General features: G+C 62.7%; 30 protein-coding genes. 16 read left to right on the top strand and 14 right to left on the bottom strand.

Annotated features, from left to right (window positions below):
• Nucleotide 1: 1 nt before the first annotated feature.
• Nucleotides 2-343, bottom strand: a complete 342-nt coding sequence (locus ACYHH6_RS04810) for a hypothetical protein (RefSeq protein ID WP_352582986.1) — start codon at nucleotides 341-343, stop codon at nucleotides 2-4.
• Nucleotides 344-580: 237 nt separating this feature from the next.
• On the opposite strand from ACYHH6_RS04810, the gene ACYHH6_RS04805 reads away from it, so the two are divergent.
• Nucleotides 581-805, top strand: a complete 225-nt coding sequence (locus ACYHH6_RS04805) for a hypothetical protein (RefSeq protein WP_352582988.1) — start codon at nucleotides 581-583, stop codon at nucleotides 803-805.
• Nucleotides 806-819: 14 nt separating this feature from the next.
• Here ACYHH6_RS04805 and ACYHH6_RS04800 read toward each other — a convergent pair whose 3' ends face one another.
• The 3 genes from ACYHH6_RS04800 to ACYHH6_RS04790 all read right to left on the bottom strand — a co-directional run bounded on the left by ACYHH6_RS04800 (nucleotide 820) and on the right by ACYHH6_RS04790 (nucleotide 3,403).
• Nucleotides 820-1,500, bottom strand: a complete 681-nt coding sequence (locus ACYHH6_RS04800; protein ID WP_352582990.1) for a GNAT family N-acetyltransferase — start codon at nucleotides 1,498-1,500, stop codon at nucleotides 820-822.
• Nucleotides 1,497-1,982, bottom strand: coding sequence for a MarR family winged helix-turn-helix transcriptional regulator (locus ACYHH6_RS04795; protein ID WP_192257150.1), 486 nt, complete (start codon nucleotides 1,980-1,982; stop codon nucleotides 1,497-1,499). Before ACYHH6_RS04795 ends, ACYHH6_RS04800 begins: the two co-directional genes overlap by 4 nt.
• Nucleotides 1,983-2,200: 218 nt before the next feature.
• Nucleotides 2,201-3,403: a flavin-containing monooxygenase gene (locus ACYHH6_RS04790; protein ID WP_352582992.1), complete on the bottom strand. Its 1,203-nt coding sequence runs from the start codon at nucleotides 3,401-3,403 to the stop codon at nucleotides 2,201-2,203.
• Between the two features lie 133 nt (nucleotides 3,404-3,536).
• Between ACYHH6_RS04790 and ACYHH6_RS04785 the strand changes: the two genes are divergently transcribed.
• On the top strand, nucleotides 3,537-4,568 hold the full coding sequence (locus ACYHH6_RS04785) for a phosphatidylglycerol lysyltransferase domain-containing protein (protein ID WP_488500402.1): 1,032 nt from the start codon (nucleotides 3,537-3,539) through the stop codon (nucleotides 4,566-4,568).
• Nucleotides 4,569-4,591: 23 nt separating this feature from the next.
• Here the strand turns inward: ACYHH6_RS04785 and ACYHH6_RS04780 are convergent, their stop codons facing one another.
• Entirely contained in the window at nucleotides 4,592-5,353 is a 762-nt protein-coding gene (locus tag ACYHH6_RS04780) for an ABC transporter permease (protein WP_112559080.1), read from the bottom strand.
• The gene (locus ACYHH6_RS04775) at nucleotides 5,350-6,276 is read right to left on the bottom strand and encodes an ABC transporter ATP-binding protein (protein ID WP_352583296.1); all 927 of its coding nucleotides are present in this window, start codon (nucleotides 6,274-6,276) and stop codon (nucleotides 5,350-5,352) included. Before ACYHH6_RS04775 ends, ACYHH6_RS04780 begins: the two co-directional genes overlap by 4 nt.
• Before the next feature lie 265 nt (nucleotides 6,277-6,541).
• On the opposite strand from ACYHH6_RS04775, the gene ACYHH6_RS04770 reads away from it, so the two are divergent.
• Both ACYHH6_RS04770 and ACYHH6_RS04765 read left to right on the top strand, forming a co-directional pair.
• Nucleotides 6,542-7,903 carry a cytochrome ubiquinol oxidase subunit I gene (locus ACYHH6_RS04770; RefSeq protein ID WP_352582995.1) on the top strand — a complete coding sequence of 454 codons (1,362 nt, stop codon included), beginning with the start codon at nucleotides 6,542-6,544 and terminating at the stop codon, nucleotides 7,901-7,903.
• Nucleotides 7,904-8,180: 277 nt separating this feature from the next.
• The gene (locus ACYHH6_RS04765; RefSeq protein ID WP_352582997.1) at nucleotides 8,181-9,185 is read left to right on the top strand and encodes a cytochrome d ubiquinol oxidase subunit II; all 1,005 of its coding nucleotides are present in this window, start codon (nucleotides 8,181-8,183) and stop codon (nucleotides 9,183-9,185) included.
• A gap of 177 nt (nucleotides 9,186-9,362) precedes the next feature.
• Here the strand turns inward: ACYHH6_RS04765 and msrA are convergent, their stop codons facing one another.
• The 3 genes from msrA to ACYHH6_RS04750 form a co-directional block, all read right to left on the bottom strand.
• A complete protein-coding gene (gene msrA, locus ACYHH6_RS04760) occupies nucleotides 9,363-10,088 on the bottom strand; it encodes a peptide-methionine (S)-S-oxide reductase MsrA (protein WP_352582998.1) in 726 nt (241 codons plus the stop codon).
• Nucleotides 10,089-10,198: 110 nt separating this feature from the next.
• A complete protein-coding gene (locus tag ACYHH6_RS04755) occupies nucleotides 10,199-10,459 on the bottom strand; it encodes a hypothetical protein (RefSeq protein WP_352557836.1) in 261 nt (86 codons plus the stop codon).
• An 82-nt stretch (nucleotides 10,460-10,541) separates the two neighbouring features.
• Nucleotides 10,542-11,234, bottom strand: a complete 693-nt coding sequence (locus ACYHH6_RS04750; protein ID WP_352583000.1) for a DUF1223 domain-containing protein — start codon at nucleotides 11,232-11,234, stop codon at nucleotides 10,542-10,544.
• A gap of 408 nt (nucleotides 11,235-11,642) precedes the next feature.
• Here ACYHH6_RS04750 and lepA point away from each other — a divergent pair, with 408 nt between their 5' ends.
• On the top strand, nucleotides 11,643-13,448 hold the full coding sequence (gene lepA, locus ACYHH6_RS04745) for a translation elongation factor 4 (RefSeq protein ID WP_352583002.1): 1,806 nt from the start codon (nucleotides 11,643-11,645) through the stop codon (nucleotides 13,446-13,448).
• Between the two features lie 16 nt (nucleotides 13,449-13,464).
• Here lepA and ACYHH6_RS04740 read toward each other — a convergent pair whose 3' ends face one another.
• On the bottom strand, nucleotides 13,465-15,096 hold the full coding sequence (locus ACYHH6_RS04740) for an AIPR family protein (RefSeq protein WP_352583004.1): 1,632 nt from the start codon (nucleotides 15,094-15,096) through the stop codon (nucleotides 13,465-13,467).
• A 300-nt stretch (nucleotides 15,097-15,396) separates the two neighbouring features.
• Here ACYHH6_RS04740 and ACYHH6_RS04735 point away from each other — a divergent pair, with 300 nt between their 5' ends.
• From ACYHH6_RS04735 to ACYHH6_RS04695, 9 genes are all read left to right on the top strand, one after another.
• Nucleotides 15,397-15,903 carry a hypothetical protein gene (locus ACYHH6_RS04735; RefSeq protein WP_352583006.1) on the top strand — a complete coding sequence of 169 codons (507 nt, stop codon included), beginning with the start codon at nucleotides 15,397-15,399 and terminating at the stop codon, nucleotides 15,901-15,903.
• A 42-nt stretch (nucleotides 15,904-15,945) separates the two neighbouring features.
• On the top strand, nucleotides 15,946-16,653 hold the full coding sequence (locus ACYHH6_RS04730) for a hypothetical protein (RefSeq protein WP_352583007.1): 708 nt from the start codon (nucleotides 15,946-15,948) through the stop codon (nucleotides 16,651-16,653).
• A 40-nt stretch (nucleotides 16,654-16,693) separates the two neighbouring features.
• A complete protein-coding gene (locus ACYHH6_RS04725) occupies nucleotides 16,694-17,203 on the top strand; it encodes a hypothetical protein (protein WP_352583009.1) in 510 nt (169 codons plus the stop codon).
• A gap of 50 nt (nucleotides 17,204-17,253) precedes the next feature.
• Complete coding sequence (locus ACYHH6_RS04720; protein WP_352583011.1) at nucleotides 17,254-17,541, top strand: hypothetical protein; 288 nt, start codon at nucleotides 17,254-17,256, stop codon at nucleotides 17,539-17,541.
• Nucleotides 17,472-17,765 (top strand): hypothetical protein, encoded by a 294-nt coding sequence (locus tag ACYHH6_RS04715; protein WP_352583012.1) that lies wholly within the window; start codon nucleotides 17,472-17,474, stop codon nucleotides 17,763-17,765. Before ACYHH6_RS04720 ends, ACYHH6_RS04715 begins: the two co-directional genes overlap by 70 nt.
• Before the next feature lie 221 nt (nucleotides 17,766-17,986).
• Entirely contained in the window at nucleotides 17,987-18,334 is a 348-nt protein-coding gene (locus tag ACYHH6_RS04710; RefSeq protein WP_352583014.1) for a hypothetical protein, read from the top strand.
• Nucleotides 18,335-18,530: 196 nt separating this feature from the next.
• Nucleotides 18,531-19,160: a CDGSH iron-sulfur domain-containing protein gene (locus ACYHH6_RS04705; protein WP_352583016.1), complete on the top strand. Its 630-nt coding sequence runs from the start codon at nucleotides 18,531-18,533 to the stop codon at nucleotides 19,158-19,160.
• Nucleotides 19,161-19,279: 119 nt separating this feature from the next.
• The gene (locus ACYHH6_RS04700) at nucleotides 19,280-19,651 is read left to right on the top strand and encodes a hypothetical protein (RefSeq protein ID WP_352583018.1); all 372 of its coding nucleotides are present in this window, start codon (nucleotides 19,280-19,282) and stop codon (nucleotides 19,649-19,651) included.
• Nucleotides 19,652-19,748: 97 nt separating this feature from the next.
• A complete protein-coding gene (locus tag ACYHH6_RS04695) occupies nucleotides 19,749-20,111 on the top strand; it encodes an endonuclease domain-containing protein (RefSeq protein ID WP_352583298.1) in 363 nt (120 codons plus the stop codon).
• 111 nt (nucleotides 20,112-20,222) lie between these two features.
• Here the strand turns inward: ACYHH6_RS04695 and ACYHH6_RS04690 are convergent, their stop codons facing one another.
• Complete coding sequence (locus tag ACYHH6_RS04690) at nucleotides 20,223-20,543, bottom strand: hypothetical protein (protein ID WP_112559095.1); 321 nt, start codon at nucleotides 20,541-20,543, stop codon at nucleotides 20,223-20,225.
• Between the two features lie 166 nt (nucleotides 20,544-20,709).
• Between ACYHH6_RS04690 and mbfA the strand changes: the two genes are divergently transcribed.
• Complete coding sequence (mbfA, locus tag ACYHH6_RS04685; RefSeq protein WP_352583020.1) at nucleotides 20,710-21,693, top strand: iron exporter MbfA; 984 nt, start codon at nucleotides 20,710-20,712, stop codon at nucleotides 21,691-21,693.
• Nucleotides 21,694-21,924: 231 nt separating this feature from the next.
• On the opposite strand, the gene ACYHH6_RS04680 is transcribed toward mbfA, so the two are convergent.
• The 3 genes from ACYHH6_RS04680 to ACYHH6_RS04670 form a co-directional block, all read right to left on the bottom strand.
• Nucleotides 21,925-22,269, bottom strand: a complete 345-nt coding sequence (locus ACYHH6_RS04680; RefSeq protein WP_352583021.1) for an antibiotic biosynthesis monooxygenase family protein — start codon at nucleotides 22,267-22,269, stop codon at nucleotides 21,925-21,927.
• The gene (locus ACYHH6_RS04675; RefSeq protein ID WP_112559163.1) at nucleotides 22,266-22,622 is read right to left on the bottom strand and encodes an NIPSNAP family protein; all 357 of its coding nucleotides are present in this window, start codon (nucleotides 22,620-22,622) and stop codon (nucleotides 22,266-22,268) included. The genes ACYHH6_RS04680 and ACYHH6_RS04675 overlap by 4 nt, the downstream gene beginning before the upstream one ends.
• A gap of 86 nt (nucleotides 22,623-22,708) precedes the next feature.
• Entirely contained in the window at nucleotides 22,709-22,912 is a 204-nt protein-coding gene (locus ACYHH6_RS04670; protein WP_352583024.1) for a DUF1127 domain-containing protein, read from the bottom strand.
• Between the two features lie 69 nt (nucleotides 22,913-22,981).
• Between ACYHH6_RS04670 and ACYHH6_RS04665 the strand changes: the two genes are divergently transcribed.
• Nucleotides 22,982-23,656 carry an ArsR/SmtB family transcription factor gene (locus tag ACYHH6_RS04665; RefSeq protein ID WP_112559099.1) on the top strand — a complete coding sequence of 225 codons (675 nt, stop codon included), beginning with the start codon at nucleotides 22,982-22,984 and terminating at the stop codon, nucleotides 23,654-23,656.
• Nucleotides 23,657-23,667 lie beyond the last annotated feature (11 nt).

The following is a 23,667-nucleotide window of genomic DNA, read 5'->3' as shown; positions in this document are numbered from 1 at the left end:
ACTATAGCCGCCCCTGCAGATAGGGCCCGAGCGTGATCAGCGCCACCGCGCCGATCGCCAGCACAATGCCGGTTGCCTGCAAGGCGTTGACGCGTTCGCCGAAGAACACCAGCGCCACCGCATTGACCGCCACCAGCTGGATCACCGCCGACAGGCTGAACGACACCGACATGCCAAACTCGCGGACCAGCCGCAGCATCATCAGATTGCCCGCCGTATAGAGCGCCAGCGTCAGCACGATCTTGCCGAGGCTCGGCGCCAGCCCCCATTGCTTGGCCGCGATTGCCGCCAAAAGGAAAATGACCGTCGAAATGACGAGCTGCGCCAGTCCCCAGAAACTCACTTTTGTGCCTCGCTGTCGTTTGTGGCAGCCCTTGTTTCGCAAGCGTGCCGGCACGTCAAGCAGACTGCGGTGGAACAGGCCCGACCCAGAGGCACCCGGGTGGGTGGCAGCAAGATCGCAGTCTGATTGCCAACGCTCGGGCCGGAGTCACCCAAATCCAGGCGACTGCTCTACTCAAGCGTCGGGAAAGATTGGACATTTATTCTTGGCGCCCTAGGTCTTGTGGAGGAGGCTGCCATGCCGAAGTCTGTTTATGACCGTGGCCTGCTCAGGCCCGACGACATCGCCAAGCTGCAACGTGTGTTCGACGAGGCTTGCCGCACGCGCGACGTGCATCCCGATTCGGCCGAGGCGCGGGAGATCGCGCTGAACTTGCTCGCGCTCCACAATGCCGGGATGGTCGAGGAGGAAATGCTTATGGAAACCGTCGGTTTCCGCCGGTTGGAGCCGAAATCAGCCTGAGCCCCCAAGGTGGCCTAGCCGGCGCGCTGCACGACGGCCACGTTCATCTTTGACCTCAGCCGGAAGCCGATGGATTCGTACAATCCGATCGCGTTGGCATTGTTGGCATAGGCGTGCAGGTAGGGAACCTCGCCGCGTGCCATGATCCGGTTGGACACGAACACCGACAGCAGCCGGCCAAGGCCACCGCCGCGAAAGTCCGGATGCGAGCACACGCCGCTGAGTTCGCTGTAGCCGGGCTGCTTCATGCGCTCGCCGGCCATTGCCGCCAGCCTGCCATTGATCTTTACGCCCCAGAAATCGCCCAGACTCAACGCCTTGAGCGTGAACGGGCCTGGCCTGGTCAGCGACGCCAGAGCGAGCATCTCGGCCGCATCGTCCAGCGTCAGCTGCTGCACACGCTCGTCCGACACGGCCGGCAAGGGCTTCTCAGCGACCATCTGCACGGCATCGGCGGTCGAGATTGCCGACAGGCCGTCCGGGAGGGCGATGGCGTCGGCCTGGGCCATGATCACGCTTTCGCCTGGCGAAACCAGCCTACCGAATGCTTGCAGGCTTTCGGCATCGTCCGTCGCGGTGGCGGCGAAGGGGACGATCGATGCGGGATAGCGCCTGGCGAGCTTGTCGCCATTGGCAAAGATTCGATGCCGCGTGTCGAGCGCGCTCCAGACGGGACGGTCGAGGATATGGCTCATGGCGCGACACCCTGCTTTACACGACGATCGAGCGGAGCCGCCGCCAGGCCGTCCTCGATGGCCGAGAGCTGTTCGAGAAGCGGCCCTGCAAGGCCTTTGCACAGGTCGGCGACGGCATTCTCGATGCGCGGCCACACGTCCCGCTTCGCTCTGTCGACCAGACGTTGACCATTCTTGGTCAGCGAGACCATTCGCCGCCGCTGGTCGCCGTCCGACTGGATGACCTCGACCAGCCCCAGCTCGGCCAGCAGCGCCACGCTGCGCGTCACGCCCGGCTGGGTGATGCCGAGCGACTGCGCCAGCTCGCCGACCGGCAGCGGCCCAAGCCGATCGAGCGCGGCCAGAAGCGGGTACTGGCTCGATTGGACCGGCACCTCAAGACCATCGAGCATGCGCTGCGTATCGGCCTGCAGCTGCTCGCCGATGCGCTTCAGCCTGCTGCCTAGGGTGAGGTAGCCAAGAGATCGAATGATGTCTTCCATTGCGGTCCGCTCACTTATTCATTACATGTTATATAACAAGGCAAGAAACGGAATCAAGACTGCCCTAGTCCCGGAGCCTCTCAGCTTCGTCGTCCCTGGGCGGAGCAGCCGCGCAGCGGCGTCGCGAAGACCCCGGGATCTGCGCTGCGTCGCTTCGCTCCTTGCTTCGCCCGTGGATGACGAAGGGACGGGGGTGCCTCAGCCAATCGCCAAGGCCGCTACGACCCTCTGACGATCTGCCTGGCGATCGCTTCGGCCTGCAGGCCGGCGCTGTGGAAATAGCTGGTCAGACTGGGCCGCATGCCGATGAACCACAGGCCGGGCTGGCCGCTCGGCGTGCCGCCATTGGCTTTCGGCACGCCCTTGGCGTCGAGCACGCCGAGATCGCCCAGCATGGCCTCCAAGCCGGTGCGATAGCCGGTCGCTGCGATCACCACATCCGGTTCAATCACCGTATCGTCGTTCAACCGCACGCCCGGGCCTTCGAAGGCCGTCACCGGCGCCACCACCGAAATCCGTCCGGCCTTCAACGCGGCGACGGCGCCGTCGTCGACGGCAATCGCAATCTGCTCGACGCCGAGCCGGCTGGCGCCGCCTTTCGGCGCCGGCGGCAGGCCGAAGCGGGTGAGGTCGCCGAACACCAGGCGTTGCGTCGCGGCGATCACGGCGTCGGCAATCCACGTCGGCAGCATCGCCATGAAGCCGCCGAAGCGCGCGACGGCAACCTTGCCGATCCGCTTCGGCATCAGCGAAGGACCTTGCCTGGCCGACAGCCACACAGCTTCTGTGTCGGCGCAGGCAAGATGATTGAGCACGTCGAAGCCGGAATTTCCGGCCCCGACCACCAGCACTTTTTTGCCGGCATAGTCTTCCGCTGTGCCGAAATCAGCGGCGTGGACGAGCTTGCCGGTGAAAGTCGCCTTGCCTGCCCAGTCCGGCGTCCACGGCAAGCGGTCACGGCCGGTGGCAACGATGACGTGTCGTGCGTTCAGCACTCCTTGGCTGGTATGGACGAGCCAGTGGCCGCCGTTGCGCTCGATCCGTTCGACGGCGGTGCCGAATTCGACCCTTATGCCACGGGTGCGGGCAAAATCATTGAGATAGCCGACGATGACATCCTTGTTCGGAAAGGCGGCGGTGCGCGGCGGATAGGCAAGACCGGGCAGGGCCGACAGCGCACGATGCGTATTGAGTGTGAGCTTCTCGTGTCGTCGCCGCCACGGTTCGGCGATCCGCTGTTCCTTGTCCAGCACAACCGCCGCCATGCCGCGCCGGCCAAGCGCGTCGGCAGCTGCCAACCCGGCTGCCCCGGCGCCGATGACGATCACCGTCTCATCAGAGCCTTTCGGCCCCCGGACGATAGGGATCGCTTCGCTTGTCGTTGCCGCCATTCGGTCGAGATTCCCTTTTAGCTGCGCCATGGGGACCCGTCCTGTATGGCACGTCCTGTATGGCACATGGGCGATATGATCGATAATGAGGTCGCGTCAATGCGACTGATTCGAGGCCTTGGGGGCAGGCCTCTGTTTATCATCGGCACGCGGAAGCTCGACCATGCCCTCCTTGCGTATCTTTCTCGACAGACTGCTGGAGGGCGCCGCAGCCAAGGTGCCGCGCCAGGATTTGACCCATGTCGAGCGGCTGGCGCTGGTCCGCCGGCACGGCGACTTCTCGCTGGCCTATTCGACCGCCGTGCAGCAAAAACTGTCCTATTTCGGCGACACTGAGGGCTATATCGCCTTCGGCACCAAGATGAAGCACCATTTCGCGCTCGGTGACCCGGTGGCCTATCCGCCCGATCGGCCCGACTACATAAGACGCTTCGTCGAAGCCGCCGACAGCCCGTGGTTCGTACAGATCGGCGAACCGACGGCGCGCGTGCTGTCCGGGCTCGGCTACCAGGTCAACCGTCTCGGAATCGACACGCGGCTGGAGCTTCCCGCGCACGACTTTTCCGGCAAGCGCAACGAAACCGTGCGCTATTCCGAACGCTGGCTGTTGAAGAAGGGGTTTTCCTTTGGCGAGGGAGCGGTCTATCTCGACGAGGTCCAGCGCCTGTCGCAGAACTGGCGGGCCGACCGCATCGTCAAGCGCTGGGAGATGGCGTTCCTCAACCGCCCCTTTGCGGATCATCTCGGCATCGATATGCGCCGTTTCGTTCTCTACAGCCCGGAAGGCGAACTCGTCGCCTTGCTCGATTTCGACCCGCTGTTCAGGGACGGCAAGGTGATCGGCTACACCACCTCGTTCAAGCGCAAGCACATCGATGCCTCGCCGCATGCCGAAATCGGCCTGACCAAATTCGCCGTCGACCGCTTTCGCGGCGAGGGCATTTCCGTCGTCACGCTCGGCCTGTCGCCGATGCTTGACGTCGGGGACAATGAATTTGCCGAATTGAGCTTCTGGCGCAACGCCTTCGAGCGCGCCTATGAATCGCCCTGGGTCAACCGCAGCAAGTTCAACCTCAAGGGCCAGGCGGCGTTCAAGCGCCGCTTCCACGGCACCGAGGAGCCAACCTACATCGCCTTTCGCAAGGGCACGCTGGTCGAGATGCTGGGATTGCTGCGCCTGATCAAGGCGGTCTAGCCCTTGGCCGAAGCCACGGTTCGTCAGTTGCGCAGCCGGTAGCCGGTCCGGAATATCCAGGCGACGATGGCGATGCAGATGGCGAGGAACACCACGGTCATGCCGAGGCTGACGCCGACCGAGACGTCGGACTTGCCATAAAAACTCCAGCGGAAGCCGCTGATCAGGTAGACGACCGGGTTGAACAGCGTCACCGTGCGCCAGACCTCGGGCAGCATGTTGATCGAATAGAAGCTGCCGCCAAGGAAGGTCAGCGGCGTGATGATCAAAAGCGGCACCAGCTGCAGCTGCTCGAAGCTTTTCGCCCAGATGCCGATGATGAAGCCGAACAGGCTGAAGGTCACCGCCGTCAGCACCAGGAAGGCCAGCATCCAGAACGGATGCTGGATGTGCAGCGGCACGAACAGCGAGGCCGTGGCCAGGATGATCAGGCCGAGGATGATCGACTTGGTCGCCGCGCCACCGACATAGGCAATGACGATCTCAAGATAGGACACCGGCGCCGACAGCAGTTCGTAGATCGAGCCGACGAATTTCGGGAAGTAGATGGCGAATGAGGCATTGGAAATCGACTGCGTCAACAGCGACAGCATGATCAGGCCGGGCACGATGAAGGCGCCGTAGCTGATGCCGTCGATCTCGGTGATGCGCGAGCCGATGGCCGAGCCGAAGACGACGAAATAGAGCGATGTCGAGATCACCGGCGAGACGATGCTCTGCAGCACGGTGCGGAACGCTCGCGCCATCTCGACCCGGTAGATCGCCCAGACTGCGCGCCAATTCATGGTTCTTGCCTCAGCAGATTGACGAAAATCTCCTCGAGCGAGCTGTTTTGCGTGTCCATGTCGCGGAACTGGATGCCGGCCGCCTCGAGCTCGCGCAGCAGCGAGGCGACGCCGGGGCGTTCGCTCTGATTGTCATAGGTGTAGGTCAGCTGTGCGCCATCCGGCGAGAGCTCCAGTCTATAGCGCGAGAAAGCATCGGGAACGGCGGTCAGCGGCGTGCGCAGCTCCAGCAGCAGCCGCTTGCGTCCAAGCTTGTGCATCAGCTCGGCCTTGCCTTCGACCAGGATGATCTCGCCCTTGTTAATGACGCCGACGCGGTCGGCCATCGCCTCGGCCTCTTCGATGTAATGCGTGGTGAGGATGATGGTGACGCCGTCGTCGCGTAGCCGGCGCACCATCGCCCACATGTCCTGGCGCAGCTCGACGTCGACGCCGGCCGTCGGCTCATCGAGGAACAGCACGCGCGGCTCGTGCGACAGCGCCTTTGCGATCATCAGCCTGCGCTTCATGCCGCCAGACAGCGTGATCGCCTTGGCGTCCTTCTTGTCCCACAGCGAGAGATCGCGCAGCACCTTCTCGACGAAGCCCGGGTTGGGCGCCTTGCCGAACAGGCCGCGGCTGTAATTGACCGTCGTCCACACGGTCTCGAAGGCGTCGATGGTCAGCTCCTGCGGCACAAGCCCGATCAGGCTGCGCGCGGCGCGGTAATCGCGGTTGATGTCATGGCCGTCGACCGTGACGGTGCCCGACGAGCGGTTGACGATGCCGCAGACGATCGAGATCAGCGTCGTCTTGCCGGCGCCGTTCGGCCCCAGCAGCGCGAAGATCTCGCCGCGTTCGATGTCGAGGTTGATTTCCTTCAGCGCCTTGAAGCCGGTGGCATAGGTCTTGGTGACCCCAGAAATCGAAATGATGGCGGGCAAATTCGTGGAAGACATGGGGCGGGAAACGACTGCTTGAAAGGGATTATTATTGCGCTGAATGTCGGTGCGCGCACCCGGAAGTCAATGCCGCTGCTGACAATTGTGGACAAACGTTCCCTTTTGGCCGTTTCGCCGGGGGTAGCCGGGACCGCTGACGGATTGGCTTCATCTGCTGCGACAACGCGCCCCGCGTGGCGCCACGCCGCTTTGACCGCATCGCATCAGCAGCCTATTCTGGGACAAGAAACAGCAGCCGGAGCCCGCCATGGACCCGCTCATCCTGTCGCGAATGCAGTTCGGGGCGAACATTTCGTTCCACATCCTGTTTCCGACGATCACCATCGCGCTTGGCTGGGTGCTGCTGTTCTTCAAGCTCCGCTACAACGCCACCAACGATTCCGCCTGGATGCGCGCCTATTTCACCTGGGTGAAGGTGTTCGCGCTGTCCTTCGCCATGGGCGTGGTCTCGGGCGTCACCATGAGCTTCCAGTTCGGCACCAACTGGCCGGGCTATATGGAAAAGGTCGGCAACATCGCCGGGCCGCTGCTCGCCTACGAGATCCTCACCGCCTTCTTCCTCGAAGCGGCCTTCCTCGGCATCATGCTGTTCGGCTTCCGCCGCGTGTCGAACCGCGTCCACACGCTGGCGACCGTGCTTGTCGCCGGCGGCACCACGCTGTCCGCCTTCTGGATCATCGCGCTCAATTCCTGGATGCAGACGCCGGCCGGCTTCGAGATGATCGACGGCAAGGCACATCCCGTCGACTGGTGGGCGATCGTCTTCAACCCGTCCATGCCTTACCGCCTCGTGCACATGCTGCTCGCCTCGGGGCTCACCGTCTCGTTCCTGATCGCCGGCCTGTCGGCGCTACGCTATCTCAGCGGCGACCGGTCGGAATCGATGTGGAAGGCGCTGCGCACCGGCGTCTTCACCGCCGCCATCCTGATCCCGATCCAGATCTTTGCCGGCGACCAGCACGGGCTGAACACGCTGGAGCACCAGCCGCAGAAGATCGCCGCCATGGAGGCCAACTGGAACACCGGCCCCAACGTGCCGCTGGTGCTGTTTGCCTGGCCGGATGAGGCGACGAAGGAAAACAAGTTCGAGGTCGCCATTCCCGACGGCGCCAGTGTTGTGCTGCGGCACTCGACCACTGGCGTCGTGCCGGGGCTGAACGACTATCCCGGCCTCCATCCGCCGGTCCTTCCGTTGTTCTGGGGCTTTCGCATCATGGTCGGCACCGGCATTTTGATGCTGATCGTCTCCTGGTCGGCGACCTTCTTTCTCAAGCGCCGCCACAGCCTGCCGAGGCCGCTGGCGATGCTGATGGTGCCGATGTCGCTGTCGGGCTGGCTGGCCACACTGGCCGGCTGGTACACGACCGAGATCGGCCGCCAGCCCTGGCTGGTCACCGGCGTGCTGAAGACGGCGGATGCGGTCGGCCCGGTCGCCGGCAGCCATGTCGCGCTGACGCTGGCGATCTATCTCATCCTCTATGTGCTTTTGCTGATCGCCTATCTCGGCGTGCTGGTGCACCTGGCGCTGAAGGCGGCCAAGGACGGCGACACCTCGCCGCTGCCGGGCGTGATGAAGACGGCGATGTCGCAACCGGCTGCTGGAGAGTGAGGATGCACATATTCAAGGTCAGCGCCGCCCCTCACCTGCCTGCCGGCATCCTCTCCCCGTATAGGGACGGGGATAGGGGCGCTGTCGTCGCCGCTTTCGCCAATCGCCGGCATTGCAGGAAGAGACCCGGCATTGCGGCCAGCCCCTTTCTCCCCGTCACTATACGGGGAGAAGTGCCCGGCAGGGCGATGAGGGGCGGCGCCAATCTCGGTAATCGATCTGAGGATATCGAGTCAGGCGCCGTGCATTCTGTCCATCGTTGTCGCGGAGGAAGCAAATGACCTTCGACTGGCCAACCGCGCTCCCCCTCATCTTCGCCGGGCTGATGGGCCTCGCCATCCTGATCTACGTCATCCTCGACGGTTTCGATCTCGGCATCGGCATCCTGTTCTCGGTCGCCGAGGATCACGAGCAGGACACGATGATTGCCGCCATTGGCCCGTTCTGGGATGCCAACGAGACCTGGCTGGTGCTGGCCGTCGGCCTGCTGCTGGTCGCCTTCCCGATGGCGCATGGCGTCATCCTGACCGCCCTCTACATTCCGGTCTTCGTGCTGCTGGTCGGCCTGATCCTGCGCGGCGTCGCCTTCGACTTCCGCGCCAAAGTGCCGTCTGGAAAGAAGCATCGCTGGAATCGCATCTTCTTCCTCGGCTCCATCATCGCCTCGCTGGCGCAGGGCTATATGCTGGGCGTCTATGTGCTGGGCCTCGATGTCGGCCTGGGCGGCATCGCCTTCGGCGCGCTGGTGGCGCTGTGCCTATCAGCCGCCTACGCCGCGATGGGCGCCGCCTGGGTGATCTACAAGACCGAGGGCGAATTGCAGAGGAAGGCGGTGCGCTGGCTGCGCACAGCCCTTGTGCTGACCGCGCTCGGCATGGCAGCGGTGTCGCTGGCCACACCCTTCGCCAGCCCGCGCATTTTCGCCAAATGGTTCGTCTGGCCCGAAATGCTCTATCTGTCGCCGCTTCCGATCCTGTCGGCGCTGCTGTTCCTGTGGCTGTGGCGGCAGACCTTCCATCTGCCCAAGCCCGACGACCGCCATGCGCTCCGGCCGTTCCTGACGCTGGCCGCCATCTTTGCCCTCGGCTTTGCCGGGCTGGCGTGGTCGTTCTACCCCTTCGTGGTGCCCGACAAGCTGACCATCTGGCAGGCGGCGTCAGCGACGGAAAGCCTCGCCATCATCCTCGCCGGCACGGTCGTCGTGCTGCCGGTGATTATCTTCTATTCGTTCTATGCGTATCGCGTGTTTGGCGGGAAGGCGACGGATTTGACGTATGATTGAGCGTGGATGACGGCGTCTTTCTCCCCGTCACTATACGGGGAGAAATGCCCGGCAGGGCAATGAGGGGCAGCGCAAACCTGTCACGTTGGGTGCGCCGATAACCTTTCGATGCCGGCGCCGCCCCTCATCCGCCTGCCGGCACCTTCTCCCCGTATAGTGACGGGGAGAAGGCCCTGCTCAACTCTTCCCCGCCAGCACCAGCACTGGCTTTTCGCTATAAAGCGCCGGGAACAGCGACTTCAAATTCGCCACCTTGGGCAGGTCGTTGTAGACGATGTAGGGGTAGGTCGGGTTGAGCGTCAGGAAGTCCTGGTGGTACTCCTCGGCCGGATAGAAGGTCTTGCCCGTCTCCAGCGTGGTGACGATGGGCTTGGGAAACACCTTGGCCTTGTCGAGCTGGGCGATGTAGCTCTGGGCGATCTTCTGCTGCTCGCTGTTCTCGGCAAAGATCGTCGAGCGGTACTGGGTGCCTGAGTCCGGGCCTTGGTAGTTTAGCTGCGTCGGGTTGTGGGCGACCGAGAAATAGACCTGCAGCAGCTGGCCGTAGGTCACCTTGGACGGATCGTAGGTGATCTCGACCGATTCGGCATGGCCGGTGCGGCCGCTGCCCACCGTTTCGTAGACGGCATCATCCTTGGCGCCGCCGGTGTAGCCGGAGACGGCCTTGGTCACGCCCTTGACGTGCTGGAACACGCCTTGCACACCCCAGAAGCAGCCGCCGGCGAAGATCGCCGTCTCGCTGCCGCTGGCGGCTTTCTCGTCCATTGCCGGCGGCGGGATCACCACCGCATCTTCGGCCGAGCGCGCCGGGCTCTGCCAGAAGGCGGCTGCCGCCGCGGCGACGATGAGTGCGGCAAGCGCGCTCTTGAAGATCGGCGTTCTCGTCCTTGCAATGCCGGTCATGTCTGATCTCCTTGATGGTGGCGACGACTATACGACAGATCGTCCCGTCTGGTTTCTCAAATTGCCGTGCGCCGCCCGGCCGCCATACGGCCGGGCCACGGGTTCAAGCCTTATTGCGCGGGCGCCATCGCGTCCGCCGGCTTCATCGCATCCGTTGCGGGTTTCATGGCATCGGCCGGCTTCATGGCGTCGGTGGCGGGTTTCATCGCATTCGTCGCCATCGGGTCGGCGGGCTTCATGGCGTCCGTTGCCGGCTTCATCGCCTCGGTGGCCATCGGATCGGCCGGCTTCATGGCGTCTTCGGCGCGGGCGCCGGCGGCGAAGGCCGTCATCGAAAGCGCAAAGGCGAGTGCCGTCAGGGTCTTGGTCATGGTGGTATTTCCTCTCTGATGAGGGCGCGCGGATGCGAGCCCGGTTATGCCGCGCTAGCGGCGTTGGGTGGACAAAGAAAAATCAGTCGGCGACTGCTGCCAGGATCGGCCCGCCGCCCGGGGTCTGCACCAGCACCGCGGTGCTCAAGCCCCCGGAGGCCGCCGGCAGCGGCAGCGAAGTAGCGTCCCCGCTCCAGCTGCCGAGTTTCTCCAGCGAGTGCACGACGTTGGCATGCGGCAGCGTGCGGCCGGTGTTTTCGCCGCGCGCCACCGGTACCTCGATGACGCCCTTGTTGTAACGAACCAGCCAGACATCGGCCTTGCCGCCGGGCGCGGAACCCGCTCCAATGCTGATCTTGCCGCCATCGAGCGACAGCGACGGTCCCTTAGCGTGGCCACTCGAGGAAATCAGCTGCTCGATCTCGCCGGGTGCAGCACCCACCGCATCGGCGCCGCCATTGACCACGACCTGCGGCGTGAACGGCCCGGAGCGGCCGAGCGACGGCTCATAGCGCACCTGACGCTGGGTGAACTCCTCGCGGCCGAACGTGTCCTTCCAGCCGAGATAGTCCCAGTAGGTGACGTTGAACGACAACGCCAGCACGCCCGGCTGGTCCTTGACCTTGATCAGATTGGCATTGGCCGGCGGGCAGGACGAGCAGCCCTGGCTGGTGAAGAGCTCGACCACGGTGAGCGGCTGGGCGAAGGCGGTGCCGATCGACGACAACAGCGATGCTGCGAGGAGGCCGGACAAGGCGATAAGTTTTGTGGACATTGGGCTTGCTCCGTGGGGGCGCTGGGATGCACCGGTCATCACTCACTTCGCCGCCGCCCGAGGCTTCGTTACAGCGCTCACCGGTTTGTGATGTGTGCCGTGCAGGACGACACATGTTCCGGGCGTTGGCGCTGCCCCTCACCTGCCTGCCGGCATCCTCTCCCCGTATAGAGACGGGGAGAGGGACGCTGTCATCGCCGGTTTCGCCAATCGCCAATGTTGCAACAAGAAGAGCACCGCGGCTGCGGCCAGGGCCTTTCTCCCCGTCACTATACGGGGAGAAATGTCCGGCAGGACAATGAGGGGCAGCGCAGACATTGGTCATTGCGGCTTCATTCCCGGCAGCGTTGCTCTGCAAACCCGCTCCCGCTTGCCCCTGCAACCCGCCCCTGCTAAAGCCGCCCCATCATGAGCACGCCTCTCAACCACATCCGCAATTTCTCCATCGTCGCCCATATCGACCATGGCAAATCCACGCTTGCCGACCGGCTGATCCAGTCCACCGGCGGGCTGGAGCTGCGCGACATGAAGGAGCAGGTGCTGGACTCGATGGACATCGAGCGCGAGCGCGGCATCACCATCAAGGCGCAGACGGTGCGGCTGAAGTACCGCGCCAACAATGGTGAGGACTATATCCTCAACCTCATCGACACACCCGGCCATGTCGACTTCGCCTATGAAGTGTCGCGGTCGCTGGCCGCCTGCGAGGGTTCGCTGCTGGTCGTCGACGCCTCACAAGGCGTCGAGGCGCAGACGCTGGCCAATGTCTACCAGGCCATCGACAACAACCACGAGATCGTCGTGGTGCTGAACAAGGTCGACCTGCCGGCCGCCGAGCCTGAGCGCATCCGCGAGCAGGTCGAGGAGGTCATCGGCATCGACGCCTCCAACGCCGTGCTGATCTCGGCCAAGACCGGCCTCGGCATTCCCGATGTGCTGGAAGCGATCGTCCACCAATTGCCGCCGCCGCGCGAGGGCGACGCCACCGCGCCCTTGAAGGCGATGCTGGTCGACAGTTGGTACGACGCCTATCTCGGCGTCATCGTTCTGGTGCGCATCATCGACGGCGTGCTGAAAAAGGGCCAGACCATCCGCATGATGGGCACCGGCGCGAAGTATCTGGTCGAGCGCACCGGCGTGTTCACGCCGGCCCGCATCAATGTCGACGAGCTCGGCCCCGGCGAGTTCGGCTTCTTCACCGGCTCGATCAAGGAAGTGGCCGACACACGCGTCGGCGACACCATCACCGAGGACAAGCGCCAGACGGCAAAGGCACTGCCCGGCTTCAAGCCGGCGCAGCCGGTGGTGTTCTGCGGCCTGTTCCCGGTCGACGCCGCCGATTTCGAGGATCTGCGCGCCGCCGTCGGCAAATTGCGCCTCAACGACGCCAGCTTCTCCTATGAAATGGAAACCTCCGCCGCGCTCGGCTTCGGCTATCGCTGCGGCTTCCTGGGCTTGCTGCATCTCGAAATCATCCAGGAGCGGCTGGAGCGCGAGTTCAACCTCGACCTCATCGCCACGGCACCCTCGGTCGTCTACCGGCTGCTGCTTACCGACGGCTCGATGAAGGAACTGCACAACCCGGCCGACATGCCCGACGTGGTGAAAATCTCGGCCATCGAGGAGCCGTGGATCCGCGCCACCATTTTGACGCCGGACGACTATCTCGGCGGTATTCTAAAACTCTGCCAGGACCGGCGCGGCATCCAGGCCGACCTCTCCTATGTCGGCAAGCGCGCCATGCTGACCTACGATCTGCCGCTCAACGAAGTCGTCTTCGACTTCTATGATCGCCTGAAGTCGATCTCCAAGGGCTACGCCTCCTTCGACTATCATCTCACCGACTACAAGGAAGGCGACCTGGTAAAAATGTCGATCCTGGTCAATGAGGAGCCGGTCGACGCGCTGTCCATGCTGGTCCACCGCACGGCAGCGGAAAAGCGCGGCCGGCAGATGTGCGAGAAGCTGAAGGAGCTGATCCCGCACCACCTCTTCAAGATCCCGATCCAGGCCGCGATCGGCGGCAAGGTCATCGCCCGCGAAACCATCTCGGCCCTGCGCAAGGACGTGACCGCGAAGTGCTACGGCGGCGACGTGAGCCGCAAGCGCAAGCTGCTGGACAAGCAGAAAGAGGGCAAGAAGCGGATGCGGCAGTTCGGGAAGGTCGATATCCCGCAGGAGGCGTTTATCCAGGCCTTGAAGATGGGCGATTAAGCGGTCCGGCCGGCACTTATCGCTCATCCTCCGGAAACAGGCTAATCTGCTTCGTGGGCATTTGCTCGCTGGCTTTTGCGGGGTTCGCTATTCTGTCAACGATGTCCTCGCATTTAGCTTGGTTCTTGCACAGGTGCGCAAGGTAGTCGTTGGGAAATATTTCGGCGACGCAGCTTGCTACAGCCTCAAACACAGGAGGCACAGCAGAGCGAACGGATGACATCAAGGTGTCCAAATCCGAATGTTCATTGTCGATTTTTGATACATGTGGATCTTGGAAAACCAGATGCAGTATCAATCGGTTCAAGTGTATGCAGACCATGTCGATGCGATTTGAAGATGCCGCCTTACGCAGCCGATGAAGCTCCTCGTCTACGGTTCGCATCACGACCACTGCGCGCCATAGAGTGGTAGCCGTCAATTCGCGATTGAAAAGATCTGTATATGGTGGGGAGTCCGTATCGGCCCACACGGCTCCAATCTCACGTTTGACCAGTACAGCCAAAGCAATAGACTTTTTGCATCCGAGGGCTTGGGTCGCCTCGACGATACTACACCCATCCTCCCCTCGCGGATCCGCATCGCCGGATTTGTAAACGTAACGACGTTTGTCCAAAGCGAAATCGGATGACAACCGGTGTTGCAACGGATCCATGGCGGCAAATTCTCGACTGCCAACCGCGTTTTGCAGATTAGCCGCGCGAGTAATTCGGCGGCTAAAATCGTCAGGCGTTTTCTCTAACGAGATGATCCTCACCTGCACCCATGAGGCGATACTGTCGGGTGGTGAATCGCCCGGCGCGTCAAACGGAATATCGGCCTTGCCGATAGTGCCAACGGTTTGAGCACCGTTCACGATGCTGGCGCCATTACAATTAAAGATGCCAAAATTTTTGACTGGTTGACCGATAAGCCCGCGATGAACATTCTTACAGATTATTGTGATCCCGTTGTTAAAATACCAGAAGTACTCAGGAAATTTATTGACGGTCTGACTCAAGGCGTCGTTTACAGGTGAGCTGGGATAGTACAATCGGAGATTCTGATCAAATAGTGAGTTCCCATGTTCGGTCCACCATTGCTTAATTTCGCGAACATGAACCCGGCCATAAAAGGCGAGAAATGGCGTCTCGATACTGCCAAAATCGTAAAGCCCAACTTGAAGTTTTATGTCGGGCGCTTTCGACTCAGACGTGACCAACTCATACACGCCAGTTTGATCCATTACGTCCAGCTGAGAATTCTGGATAGGATCGTTTAGGACAGCAACAAACTCCCCAAGCCGGCGTTGCGCATCGGGAGGGATGGGTTGCGTCGAGACATGAAGTACCAATAGGCGGATTCGCAGGTCGCGCTCCGACTCCAGAAGCGCCTTTATCTCCGCCTCCCGCGCCCTCATTTTCGGTCCAAAGGTCTCAAACTTGGCGGCGAGAAGGTCGTAAACGCCTTCAATGAACTTCAATATGGCCTCTGTATCCGGGGGCTTGTTTGCTTGCTCAGACCACTTTGATTGAACGAGAAAGAGCGTGTCCGATCGGCTGTCGAAGAACAGCGCGTCAATACCATTGTCGCCGAAGCCATCTGTGATGGATTGTCCGGCGGTTTTGGCGTCAACCTTGCAGATATTTTTGATCGCAAGAGCGGCCAAGGATCGCTGCAAGAAACAGACCCTCTTTTGGGTGGGCCGACTGTCAAAGTCGCTCATGTCAATAAGATTGGTAAATTGACCCTCTAATACGGTAGTTATTCGGGAGAGCGCGAAGCCAACCATATGTAAGTGTTCCCCTCAATTTGAGGATCCTATCATGCGGTTGCTAATTTTGAAGCGGCCGGTCTGGTTTTGCTGCGATTGATCACGTCGGAAGTAGCAGGCGCTGCGTCTTTCGGGGTTACCCTTTAAGAACGCCCGACCCCAGCGTATCCTCTTCCCGGTTTACGGAGCCACCACATGCGTTCAGACACGACCGTCGCAATCGGCCTCGCCATCGGCGGCGCCTTCGGCCTGGCCGGGACCTTCGTCGCGAGCGCCCCGCTGCGCGAAACGCTGTGGGCAATCGACGGCGTGGCGCTCGTGGTGGCCACCGCGCTGCTGACCATGAAATACCAGCGGCTGGGCAATGACTGCGTCGCGGCCGGGTTTCTCACTTTCCTCGCCGGCGAGAGCTTGCTGCTCGCCGGCAATGCGGCGGGGCTGGAGGCCAGCGTGCCCTCCTATGTCGGCGGCATCTCGCTGTGGGCGGCAGCGCTCGTCCTGATCAGCGTGGCGAACACCTTTGCGCTGTGGATACGGCTCACCGGCCTCATCGCCGCCATCCTGTTTGTAGTGACGGTGGCCATGGTGCTGTGGGGCGCGCCCTTGCTGCCCACTTCGGCGCCGCTGCCCGCCGCCGGCTATCCGTTCCTGGTGCTGACTTTTGCCGGCTGGATCTGGACACTTGTGCGGCCCACGCAATGAGCGGTAACAGAGGCGACAGGTCCAGCTTGCTGGGGATTTCAATTGCGCAAATTCACCTTGCCGTTTCTCGGCCTCATACTCGATTTCTTTTGGATCGATGCGGCCGTTGGCCTGATCGATCAATTGTTTCCGGGCATCGCGGCGACCATTCTCGGTCAGTCGATGTCGTGGTCGGCCCGCATCGTCGTCTCATTAGCCTTGCTATCCCTAGCGCGGCTGGCAAACCTTTCGGTGGGCGATTGGTTGTTGCACTACGCGCTTACCGAGCGAGAGGCCGGCGTCAGCCTGCGCCAATGGCCTAACCTTCTGCTTGGCACGATCGGCTTCCTGTCCGCGATATGGCAACTGGTGCAGTTGACCCAACCCAGCAACGGCATGCCATTTCTGTTTATGGTCGAAGACACACCGCTGAAGATGTTGGCGCTCGCACTTCACGCCGCTTTTCATGGCTGGGGCGGCGCCATGCTGCTGAGATTTGCTCACAGGGCGAGATTGTTCAACGCCGTGCTGTTCTCGGCCACATTGCCGTTGACCGCGATAAACTATCTGTTCTTCCGTGATGCGATGGTTGCGGCCATGATGGTCCGCCCCACCTATGGACCTCTACGCTCGGCGGACCAAGCAGAGAGGATCGTCGCCTTCTCACCTATCTACGCGGTTGTGCTTGTCGCCATGTTGCTGGCGATTTTGTACTTCTGCCGGGAGCGGCCGGCCCCTGCTCGCCAAGGCGCGCCTGCCAGCCCGGCATAGACCTCTCGACTCCCGCGGCGTTCAGTTTCAATCTTGTCCGATGTCCGCGCCGCTCGAACTCCGCAACAGCGTCACGGGAAAGATCTTCCCGGCAATCGGGCCGTTGCTGATCGGCGCGATTGCCGGTTTCGGCGCGCTGCGCGGGCTGGCGGCGGGCGCCGATGGCGGGCATGTGCTGGTCATCGCGCTGGTGGCGCTCGGCTGCCTTGGGCTGGGCTATGTCATCGCGCGCGGCGCCTTCGACAGGTCGGTCCAGGTCACCCTGGACAGCCAAGGCTTTCGCGATGCTCGTGCCGGCGATGTCCTGGTGCCATGGGCGATGGTGAAGAGCGTGCATCTGACCTCCGGCAAGGGCGCGGCAATGCTCAATTTCGAGCTCACGCGGGAGCCGCCCGACGAAATCAAATATGCGCCCGCCAATGCGCTCGACCGGATGCTGCCCTTCGGCAAGAACATCGTGCACATGGAGGTGTCGTCGCTGGATGTGCGCGGCCAGGACATGGTTGAAGCCATAAAGACATTCGCGCCGCATGTGGTGGTGAGGCGCTGATTCTTCCTTCTCACTCAGGCAAAGAAACTCAACACTCGGAAACCACCGAAATGTCCGCGCCGATAGAACTCCGCAACAGTCCCACCAACAAGTTCAGTTCCGTCGCCGGGTCGTTGCTGATGGTGGCGATCTTCGGCTTCTACACGCTGAAGGGGCTGGTCAGCGGCGCCGACGGCGGGCGGGTGTTGCTGGTGGCGCTGCTGGCGCTGGGCTTCCTCGGGCTCGGCGGCTACATCGCGCGCGCGCCTTCGACACCTCGGTCAAGGTGGTGCTCGACGAAAACGGCTTCCGCGATCGCCGCCTCGGCGACGTGCTGGTGCCATGGGACAAGGTGGTGAGCGTGCACCTCTCCTCCCCCGGCAAGGGCTCGGGAATGGTCAATTTCGAACTGACCGGGGAGCCGCCCGACGAGATCAAATATGCGCCCGCCAATGCGCTCAACCTGGTGCTGCCCTTCGGCGGAAACACCGTGCACATGGAAGTGTCGTCGCTGGATGTGCGCGGCCAGGACATAGTCGAAGCGATAAAGACATTTGCGCCGCATGTGGTGGTGAGGCGGTAGGGCTCTCCCCCTTGAGGGGGAGATGGCCGCGCAGCGGCCAGAGGGGGTCGCCTCGCGTGGAGCGCTAGCCTTCCTTGGCGTCAATGAAGTCGAGTCCGGTCGGACCGACCCCCTCTGTCGCCTTTGGCGACATCTCCCCCTCGAGGGGGGAGATTACCCCGCTCTACCGCCGCTTCTCCGCTCATGCTCTAGTTCCCGTCTCCGATTCGGGTCCCACCATCATGCTCCGCCTCACCCTTGCCGCCCTTCTCCTCGCCACCCCGGCGCATGCCGCCGACATGGCGTTTTTCGTCAAGAACCTGCGCAGCCAGGCGGTGGCGGTGGAGTTGTTCAGCCGTGACCGCAAGATGTCGTGGCCGGGCGGCGACCAGGTGTTTCTGATCGAGCCCAACTCACAGAAATCGGTGCCGATCTCGTGCTCTCAGGGCGAAAACATCTGCTATGGCGCCTGGGTGAACGGCAACGATGCGATTTCGGCAGGGGTCGGGCCGGACAATGACCAGCCATGCGATACGTGCTGCTTCATTTGCGTGGAGAAGACGACCGAGACGATTGATCTGGTGGAGTGAGGAGTGGTCGGCCGCAGGCCGATCAATCGACAACGATTTGTCGATTGAAGCGACGAACGCCCGAAGCCATAGCGGAGGGCAGGCGCGCCTCGTCTCCCTCCTTGAGGGGGGAGATCACGCGCCTCGCCTTCCCGGCCGGCTTGCGCCCTTGCCGCCACCGCCCTAGCCTCTTGTCACCCACCACGAGGAGAGCTCCATGGCAGGCACGGTCGAAGGCGAGAAGATCGACATTTCCTTCAACGGTAAGCGCTGCATCCATTCGCGCAATTGCGTGCTCGGCAATCCTGATGTTTTCGTGCCCAATGCGCCCGGCGAGTGGATCCACCCCGAGGCGGCTGATGTCGAGCAAGTCGTGACGCTGGCTCAGAACTGTCCGTCCGGCGCCATCGGCTATCTGAGGAAGGATGGCGGGCCGCAGGAGAAGCCGCCGGTGGTCAACACCGTGCGGCTGCGCGAGAACGGGCCGCTGGCCGTCCATGCCGAGATCGTGCTGGGCGGCGAGACCTTGTTTCGCGCCACGCTCTGCCGCTGCGGCGCCTCGCAGAACAAGCCGTTCTGCGACAACAGCCACATCAAGGCCGGCTTCACAGCCACCGGCGAGCCGCCGCTGAAGGAGGCGCCGGCGACGCTCGAGGCGCGCAACGGCCCGCTGACCATAACGCCAACCACCAACGGGCCGTTGAAGGTCGAGGGCAATGCCGAGATCGTCACCGGCACCGGCCACACGATCGACCGCACCACCCGCACCTTCCTGTGCCGCTGCGGCCACTCGGCCAACAAGCCGTTTTGCGACGGCAGGCACAAGAGAGTGGGGTTTGTGGGGTAGGCGGGGACGCGGTCGCCAATCACCCCAAAATCAGTCAGCGACCGCCCTTCAATGTCAGCCGCCGGCATGCGATGCTGACGCTCTCGGCCGAGGGGGCCGATTCTCATTCGGGGAATGCCATGTCTCTCACCATCACGCGCCGCATCGTCGCAGCGCTTTCGCTTGCCGCGCTGTTTGCGCCATCGGCCTATGCCGCCGACATCACCTTTGCCGTCAAGAACAGCCATCCCAACGCCATGCGCCTCGAGCTCTACAGCCAGGACCGCGACTATGTCTGGCCGGGCGACGACAAGGACTTTTATCTCGACGATGGCGAGACCAAGCAGATCCCGGTCTCGTGCAACGAAGGCGAGTCGATCTGCTACGGCGCCTGGGTCGATGGCGACGAGGAAACCTATTGGGGCGTCGGCCCCAACAACAAGGAAAAATGCGAAGACTGCTGCTACACCTGCGAAGGCGGCGAGACGGAAGAGATTGATCTGGTGCCGTGAGGCGGAGCGGCCGAAGCTGCTAATCTCCCCCCGTGTGGGGGAGATGTCCGGCAGGACAGAGGGGGGCGCCGTAGAGTACCAACCTAGACAACCACCAATGCCGCACACACCATTGCCGCCTCGACATCGCGCAAACGCCAGGTCGATGCGCAAAGTCCTGACGCCAGCCGAGCTCAAGCTCTGGAACGAACTTCGTGCGCACCGGTTGATGGGGCTTGGCTTCCGACGGCAATTTTCCATCGCCGGCTACATTGTCGACTTCGCTTGCCCGGAGAAGAAGCTGGTCGTTGAAGTAGATGGCTCGCAGCATGCGGATGCTGCCGGCGATGAAACGCGGACAGCGCGGCTCGAACAAGATGGCTGGACCGTCCTGCGGTTCTGGAATGACGACGTCATTCGCGACATCGAAAATGTCTGCCAGCATATTGTGATTGCGGCTGGGCTTGGAGGCGTATGCTGAACGGATGACGGGTGCTGGGCTGCAGGCAGCAGGGAGGTCGGCGGGACAGCGCCCCCCTCTGTCCTGCCGGACATCTCCCCCACGAGGGGGGAGATCAGCAGCTTCGGCCGCTCACCCTAACAACGCCCTCTGCCGCTTCGCTCCACCTGCCTTGCGCCAGGCATTGAACCTGTGCGTGGCGGCGGCAAACGAGATCTTCATCTGCTGGGCGACGGAATAGCGCGACTTGCCTTCGTCGAACATGCGGTAGCAACACTCGACGCCTTCCTCGGTCAGCTTGCCGTCGGGGGCCTTGTTGTGCGGATTTGCGGGGTCGAATTTTTCGACCTGCTGCTCAACCAGGCCTTTCAGCCGCTGCAGGTCGGCCTCGATGCTGGCGATGAGATCGAGGACGGGTTTGGGATCGAAGTGGTCGTGCGGCTTTGCCGTCATCTCCAGGATACCTTTCGCTTTGCGTGTCGCCGTCAATATAGGTGAACATTCGCTGATAATGAAGGGTACGCCGCAGCACGGGCGCTTCAACACTTGGTGACCGGCGATTGACCGGAGAAGCGCCAGCGCCTAGTTTAGAACCATTCTAAACTAGGGTGAATTTATCATGCTTTCCCGTGTCTTCGGTTTCGGCCGCCGTCCCTTTGAAACGCTGTCGGAACAGGAGATCCTGGCGCTGGCAATTTCGTCGGAAGAGGATGACGGGCGCATCTACCGCGCCTATGCCGAGGGACTGGCCGAAAGCTTTCCGCAATCGGCAAAAGTGTTCGAGGCGATGGCGCTCGAGGAAGACGGCCATCGCGATTCCCTCATCGAGCTTTACCGCAAGCGTTTCGGCGAGCGCATTCCGCTGCTGCGCCGCGAGCATGTAAAGGGCTATTACGAGCGCAAGCCCGACTGGCTGGTGCGGCCGCTCGGCGTCGAAAATGTTCGGCGGCAGGCCGAAGAGATGGAGCGGCAGGCCTATCGCTTCTATGTCGAAGCGGCCAAGCGCACCAGCGACGCTTCGACCAGAAAACTGCTCAACGACCTCGCGGCGGCGGAGCAAAGCCATGAGAATTCGGCGCATCGGCTGGAGCAGAAGCATGTTCCGGGCGAGGTGAAGGACGAGGAGGCCAGCGCCGAGCAGCGCCAGTTCATCCTGACCTATGTGCAGCCGGGGCTGGCCGGGCTGATGGACGGCTCGGTGTCGACGCTGGCGCCGATCTTTGCCGCCGCCTTCGCCACGCATGACACCTGGCAGACGCTGCTGGTCGGCCTTGCCGCCTCGATCGGCGCCGGCATTTCGATGGGCTTCACCGAAGTCGCCTCCGACGACGGCAAACTGTCGGGCCGCGGCTCGCCGATCAAGCGGGGGCTGACCGTCGGCATCATGACGACGCTGGGTGGCCTCGGCCACGCGCTGCCCTATCTCATCCCGCATTTCTGGACAGCAACGGCGGTGGCCGCGGTGGTGGTGTTCTTCGAACTGTGGACGATCGCCTTCGTCCAGAACCGCTATATGCAAACCCCTTTCCTGCGCGCGGCGTTTCAGGTGGTGCTGGGCGGGGCGCTGGTGTTTGCGGCCGGGGTGCTGATCGGGAATGCTTAGGTAAAGCGAAGGTCGGCGCTGCCCCTCATCTGCCTGCCGGCATCTTCTCCCCGTAACGGGGAGAAGGGGGCTATCGCGAATTTCGCAGCTTGTTCTGCAACGCTGGCGATTGGCGAAACCATCGGCAACAGCGTCTTTCTCCCCGTCACTATACGGGGAGAAATGTCCGGCAGGACAATGAGGGGCGGCGCGATGGTCGACGGTTATGAATGCCGCTGCACATCGTCAGCTTCACCCATTCACCGCCCGACTATCCGCCGGCGCTTCATCCCGCTCCGTCAGACCATAGTCCCGCACCACATGCGCAATCCGCAACCTATAGCCGGCAAAGATTCCGCCACGGCCGGCCTTTTGCGCCTCCCGGTGCTCCTCGGTGTTGCGCCAGGCCTTGACCGCTTCCTCATCGCGCCAGAAGGACAGCGACAGGATGCGGTTCGGGTCGACCAGGCTCTGAAACCGCTCGATGGAGATGAAGCCATCGATACCGTCGAGCAGCGGCCGCAGTTCCGCGGCGATGCCGAGATAGGCATCGCGCTTGCCCTGTGCCGGCTCGACCTCGAAGATGACAGCGATCATGCTTCCTCCTTGACCGCGGGCTGGAACAGCTGCCGCGGTCCATGCGGTCCGGACACCAGCTTCAAGAAGATGCGGTCTTCTTTCAAGATGAACTTTTCGCGGCGGGCGAATTCGTAATTGGCCTTGCCGGCGGGATCGGCGGCGAGCCGGGCGCGGTAGGCTTCATAGGCGGCCAGGCTGTCGATGTTGTAGGCGGCGTAGGCGGTGGTGGCCGAGCCCTCGTGCGGGGCGTAGTAGCCGATCAAATCGGCGCCGCAGCGCGGGATCGCCTGGCCCCAGGCCTTGGCATATTGCTCGAACGCCGCCTTGCCGAACGGGTCGATCTCGTAGCGGATGAAGCAGGTGATGGTCATCGTGATCTCCTTGGGTTTTCTGCGTCGATAGTTCGAGCGGCGTCGAAACGTTGCGCCGCCGGGCCTGCTAAGCAAAATGCCGGCGGTCAGGCCTGCCAGAAGGATTTAGCGCATTCGCGGCGCACATCCTCCCGGGTCAGACCAAGATCGCGCAGCAGATGGTCGTCGATCTCGGCGAGGTCGAGCCGCTGCAGGTGGCGGTCATACCAGCGGGCGAGCAGATGCCGGTGCAGCCAGGTGACGAACGGGAATGTCTGGCGGCTGGCGAGTGGGGCGGAAGCGGTTGGCATCGGCGTTCTCCTTGATCTCAGCCGACATTAGTGATTATCTCGCAAGAATGCTTCGATGGAGACCTAACTATGCGTGAAGGACCCGACATTGCCCGCATCGCCAGCCTGGTCGGCGATCCGGCGCGGGCAAACATGCTGAATGCGCTGATGGGCGGCACGGCTTTGACGGCAAGCGAACTGGCGCTGGAAGCCGGCGTGTCTCTGCCGACGGCGTCCTCGCATCTGTCCAAACTGATGGAGGGCGGGCTGCTGACTTTGGCCAGCCAGGGCCGGCACCGCTATTACGGCCTCGCCGGGCCGCAGGTGGCGGGCATGATCGAAGCAATCACCGGCGTGGCGGAAGCCGTTGGCCCCAAGCGTGTGCGGCCGGGTCCGCGCGACGGCGCCATGCGCGTGGCACGCGTCTGCTACGACCACCTTGCCGGCGAGCAGGCGGTGGCGATGCTGGACCGGCTCGTGGCGCGCGACATTCTTTTGCGCGACGAGCAGGAGATCAGGCTCGGGCCATCAGCGGCCTCGCATTTTTCGGCCATCGGCATCGATGTCGATGCCAAGCCGCGTCGGCCGGTCTGCCGCGCCTGCCTCGACTGGAGCGTGCGCCGCTCCCACCTCGCCGGCACGCTGGGCGCGGCGATCCTCGACAAGATCCTGGCCGAGAAATGGGCAAGGCGGGAGAAGGATAGTCGCGCCGTGGTGTTTTCGCCGCCGGGGAAACAGGCGTTTGAGCGGGTTTTTTTGGGTTGAGGTAGACGTCG

The organism is Mesorhizobium sp. P171375 (assembly GCF_057786075.1).
The sequence above is the reverse complement of the archived record's forward strand: the minus strand, read 5'-3'. Positions and strand labels throughout refer to the sequence as shown.

Excerpts from the sequence above, each read along its gene's own strand:
- ACYHH6_RS04705 (WP_352583016.1), top strand. The coding sequence starts at position 18,531 with ATGGCAGGCACGGTCGAAGGCGAGAAGATCGACATTTCCTTCAACGGT.
- ACYHH6_RS04785 (WP_488500402.1), top strand. The coding sequence starts at position 3,537 with ATGCCCTCCTTGCGTATCTTTCTCGACAGACTGCTGGAGGGCGCCGCA.
- ACYHH6_RS04720 (WP_352583011.1), top strand. The coding sequence starts at position 17,254 with ATGTCCGCGCCGATAGAACTCCGCAACAGTCCCACCAACAAGTTCAGT.
- ACYHH6_RS04800 (WP_352582990.1), bottom strand. The coding sequence starts at position 1,500 with ATGAGCCATATCCTCGACCGTCCCGTCTGGAGCGCGCTCGACACGCGG.
- ACYHH6_RS04725 (WP_352583009.1), top strand. The coding sequence starts at position 16,694 with ATGTCCGCGCCGCTCGAACTCCGCAACAGCGTCACGGGAAAGATCTTC.
- ACYHH6_RS04750 (WP_352583000.1), bottom strand. The coding sequence starts at position 11,234 with ATGTCCACAAAACTTATCGCCTTGTCCGGCCTCCTCGCAGCATCGCTG.
- ACYHH6_RS04780 (WP_112559080.1), bottom strand. The coding sequence starts at position 5,353 with ATGAATTGGCGCGCAGTCTGGGCGATCTACCGGGTCGAGATGGCGCGA.
- ACYHH6_RS04710 (WP_352583014.1), top strand. The coding sequence starts at position 17,987 with ATGCTCCGCCTCACCCTTGCCGCCCTTCTCCTCGCCACCCCGGCGCAT.
- ACYHH6_RS04700 (WP_352583018.1), top strand. The coding sequence starts at position 19,280 with ATGTCTCTCACCATCACGCGCCGCATCGTCGCAGCGCTTTCGCTTGCC.
- ACYHH6_RS04670 (WP_352583024.1), bottom strand. The coding sequence starts at position 22,912 with ATGCCAACCGCTTCCGCCCCACTCGCCAGCCGCCAGACATTCCCGTTC.
- ACYHH6_RS04805 (WP_352582988.1), top strand. The coding sequence starts at position 581 with ATGCCGAAGTCTGTTTATGACCGTGGCCTGCTCAGGCCCGACGACATC.
- ACYHH6_RS04675 (WP_112559163.1), bottom strand. The coding sequence starts at position 22,622 with ATGACCATCACCTGCTTCATCCGCTACGAGATCGACCCGTTCGGCAAG.
- ACYHH6_RS04790 (WP_352582992.1), bottom strand. The coding sequence starts at position 3,403 with ATGGCGCAGCTAAAAGGGAATCTCGACCGAATGGCGGCAACGACAAGC.
- ACYHH6_RS04770 (WP_352582995.1), top strand. The coding sequence starts at position 6,542 with ATGGACCCGCTCATCCTGTCGCGAATGCAGTTCGGGGCGAACATTTCG.
- ACYHH6_RS04665 (WP_112559099.1), top strand. The coding sequence starts at position 22,982 with ATGCGTGAAGGACCCGACATTGCCCGCATCGCCAGCCTGGTCGGCGAT.
- ACYHH6_RS04680 (WP_352583021.1), bottom strand. The coding sequence starts at position 22,269 with ATGATCGCTGTCATCTTCGAGGTCGAGCCGGCACAGGGCAAGCGCGAT.
- msrA (WP_352582998.1), bottom strand. The coding sequence starts at position 10,088 with ATGACCGGCATTGCAAGGACGAGAACGCCGATCTTCAAGAGCGCGCTT.
- lepA (WP_352583002.1), top strand. The coding sequence starts at position 11,643 with ATGAGCACGCCTCTCAACCACATCCGCAATTTCTCCATCGTCGCCCAT.
- ACYHH6_RS04690 (WP_112559095.1), bottom strand. The coding sequence starts at position 20,543 with ATGACGGCAAAGCCGCACGACCACTTCGATCCCAAACCCGTCCTCGAT.
- ACYHH6_RS04795 (WP_192257150.1), bottom strand. The coding sequence starts at position 1,982 with ATGGAAGACATCATTCGATCTCTTGGCTACCTCACCCTAGGCAGCAGG.
- ACYHH6_RS04695 (WP_352583298.1), top strand. The coding sequence starts at position 19,749 with ATGCCGCACACACCATTGCCGCCTCGACATCGCGCAAACGCCAGGTCG.
- ACYHH6_RS04765 (WP_352582997.1), top strand. The coding sequence starts at position 8,181 with ATGACCTTCGACTGGCCAACCGCGCTCCCCCTCATCTTCGCCGGGCTG.
- ACYHH6_RS04755 (WP_352557836.1), bottom strand. The coding sequence starts at position 10,459 with ATGACCAAGACCCTGACGGCACTCGCCTTTGCGCTTTCGATGACGGCC.
- ACYHH6_RS04735 (WP_352583006.1), top strand. The coding sequence starts at position 15,397 with ATGCGTTCAGACACGACCGTCGCAATCGGCCTCGCCATCGGCGGCGCC.
- mbfA (WP_352583020.1), top strand. The coding sequence starts at position 20,710 with ATGCTTTCCCGTGTCTTCGGTTTCGGCCGCCGTCCCTTTGAAACGCTG.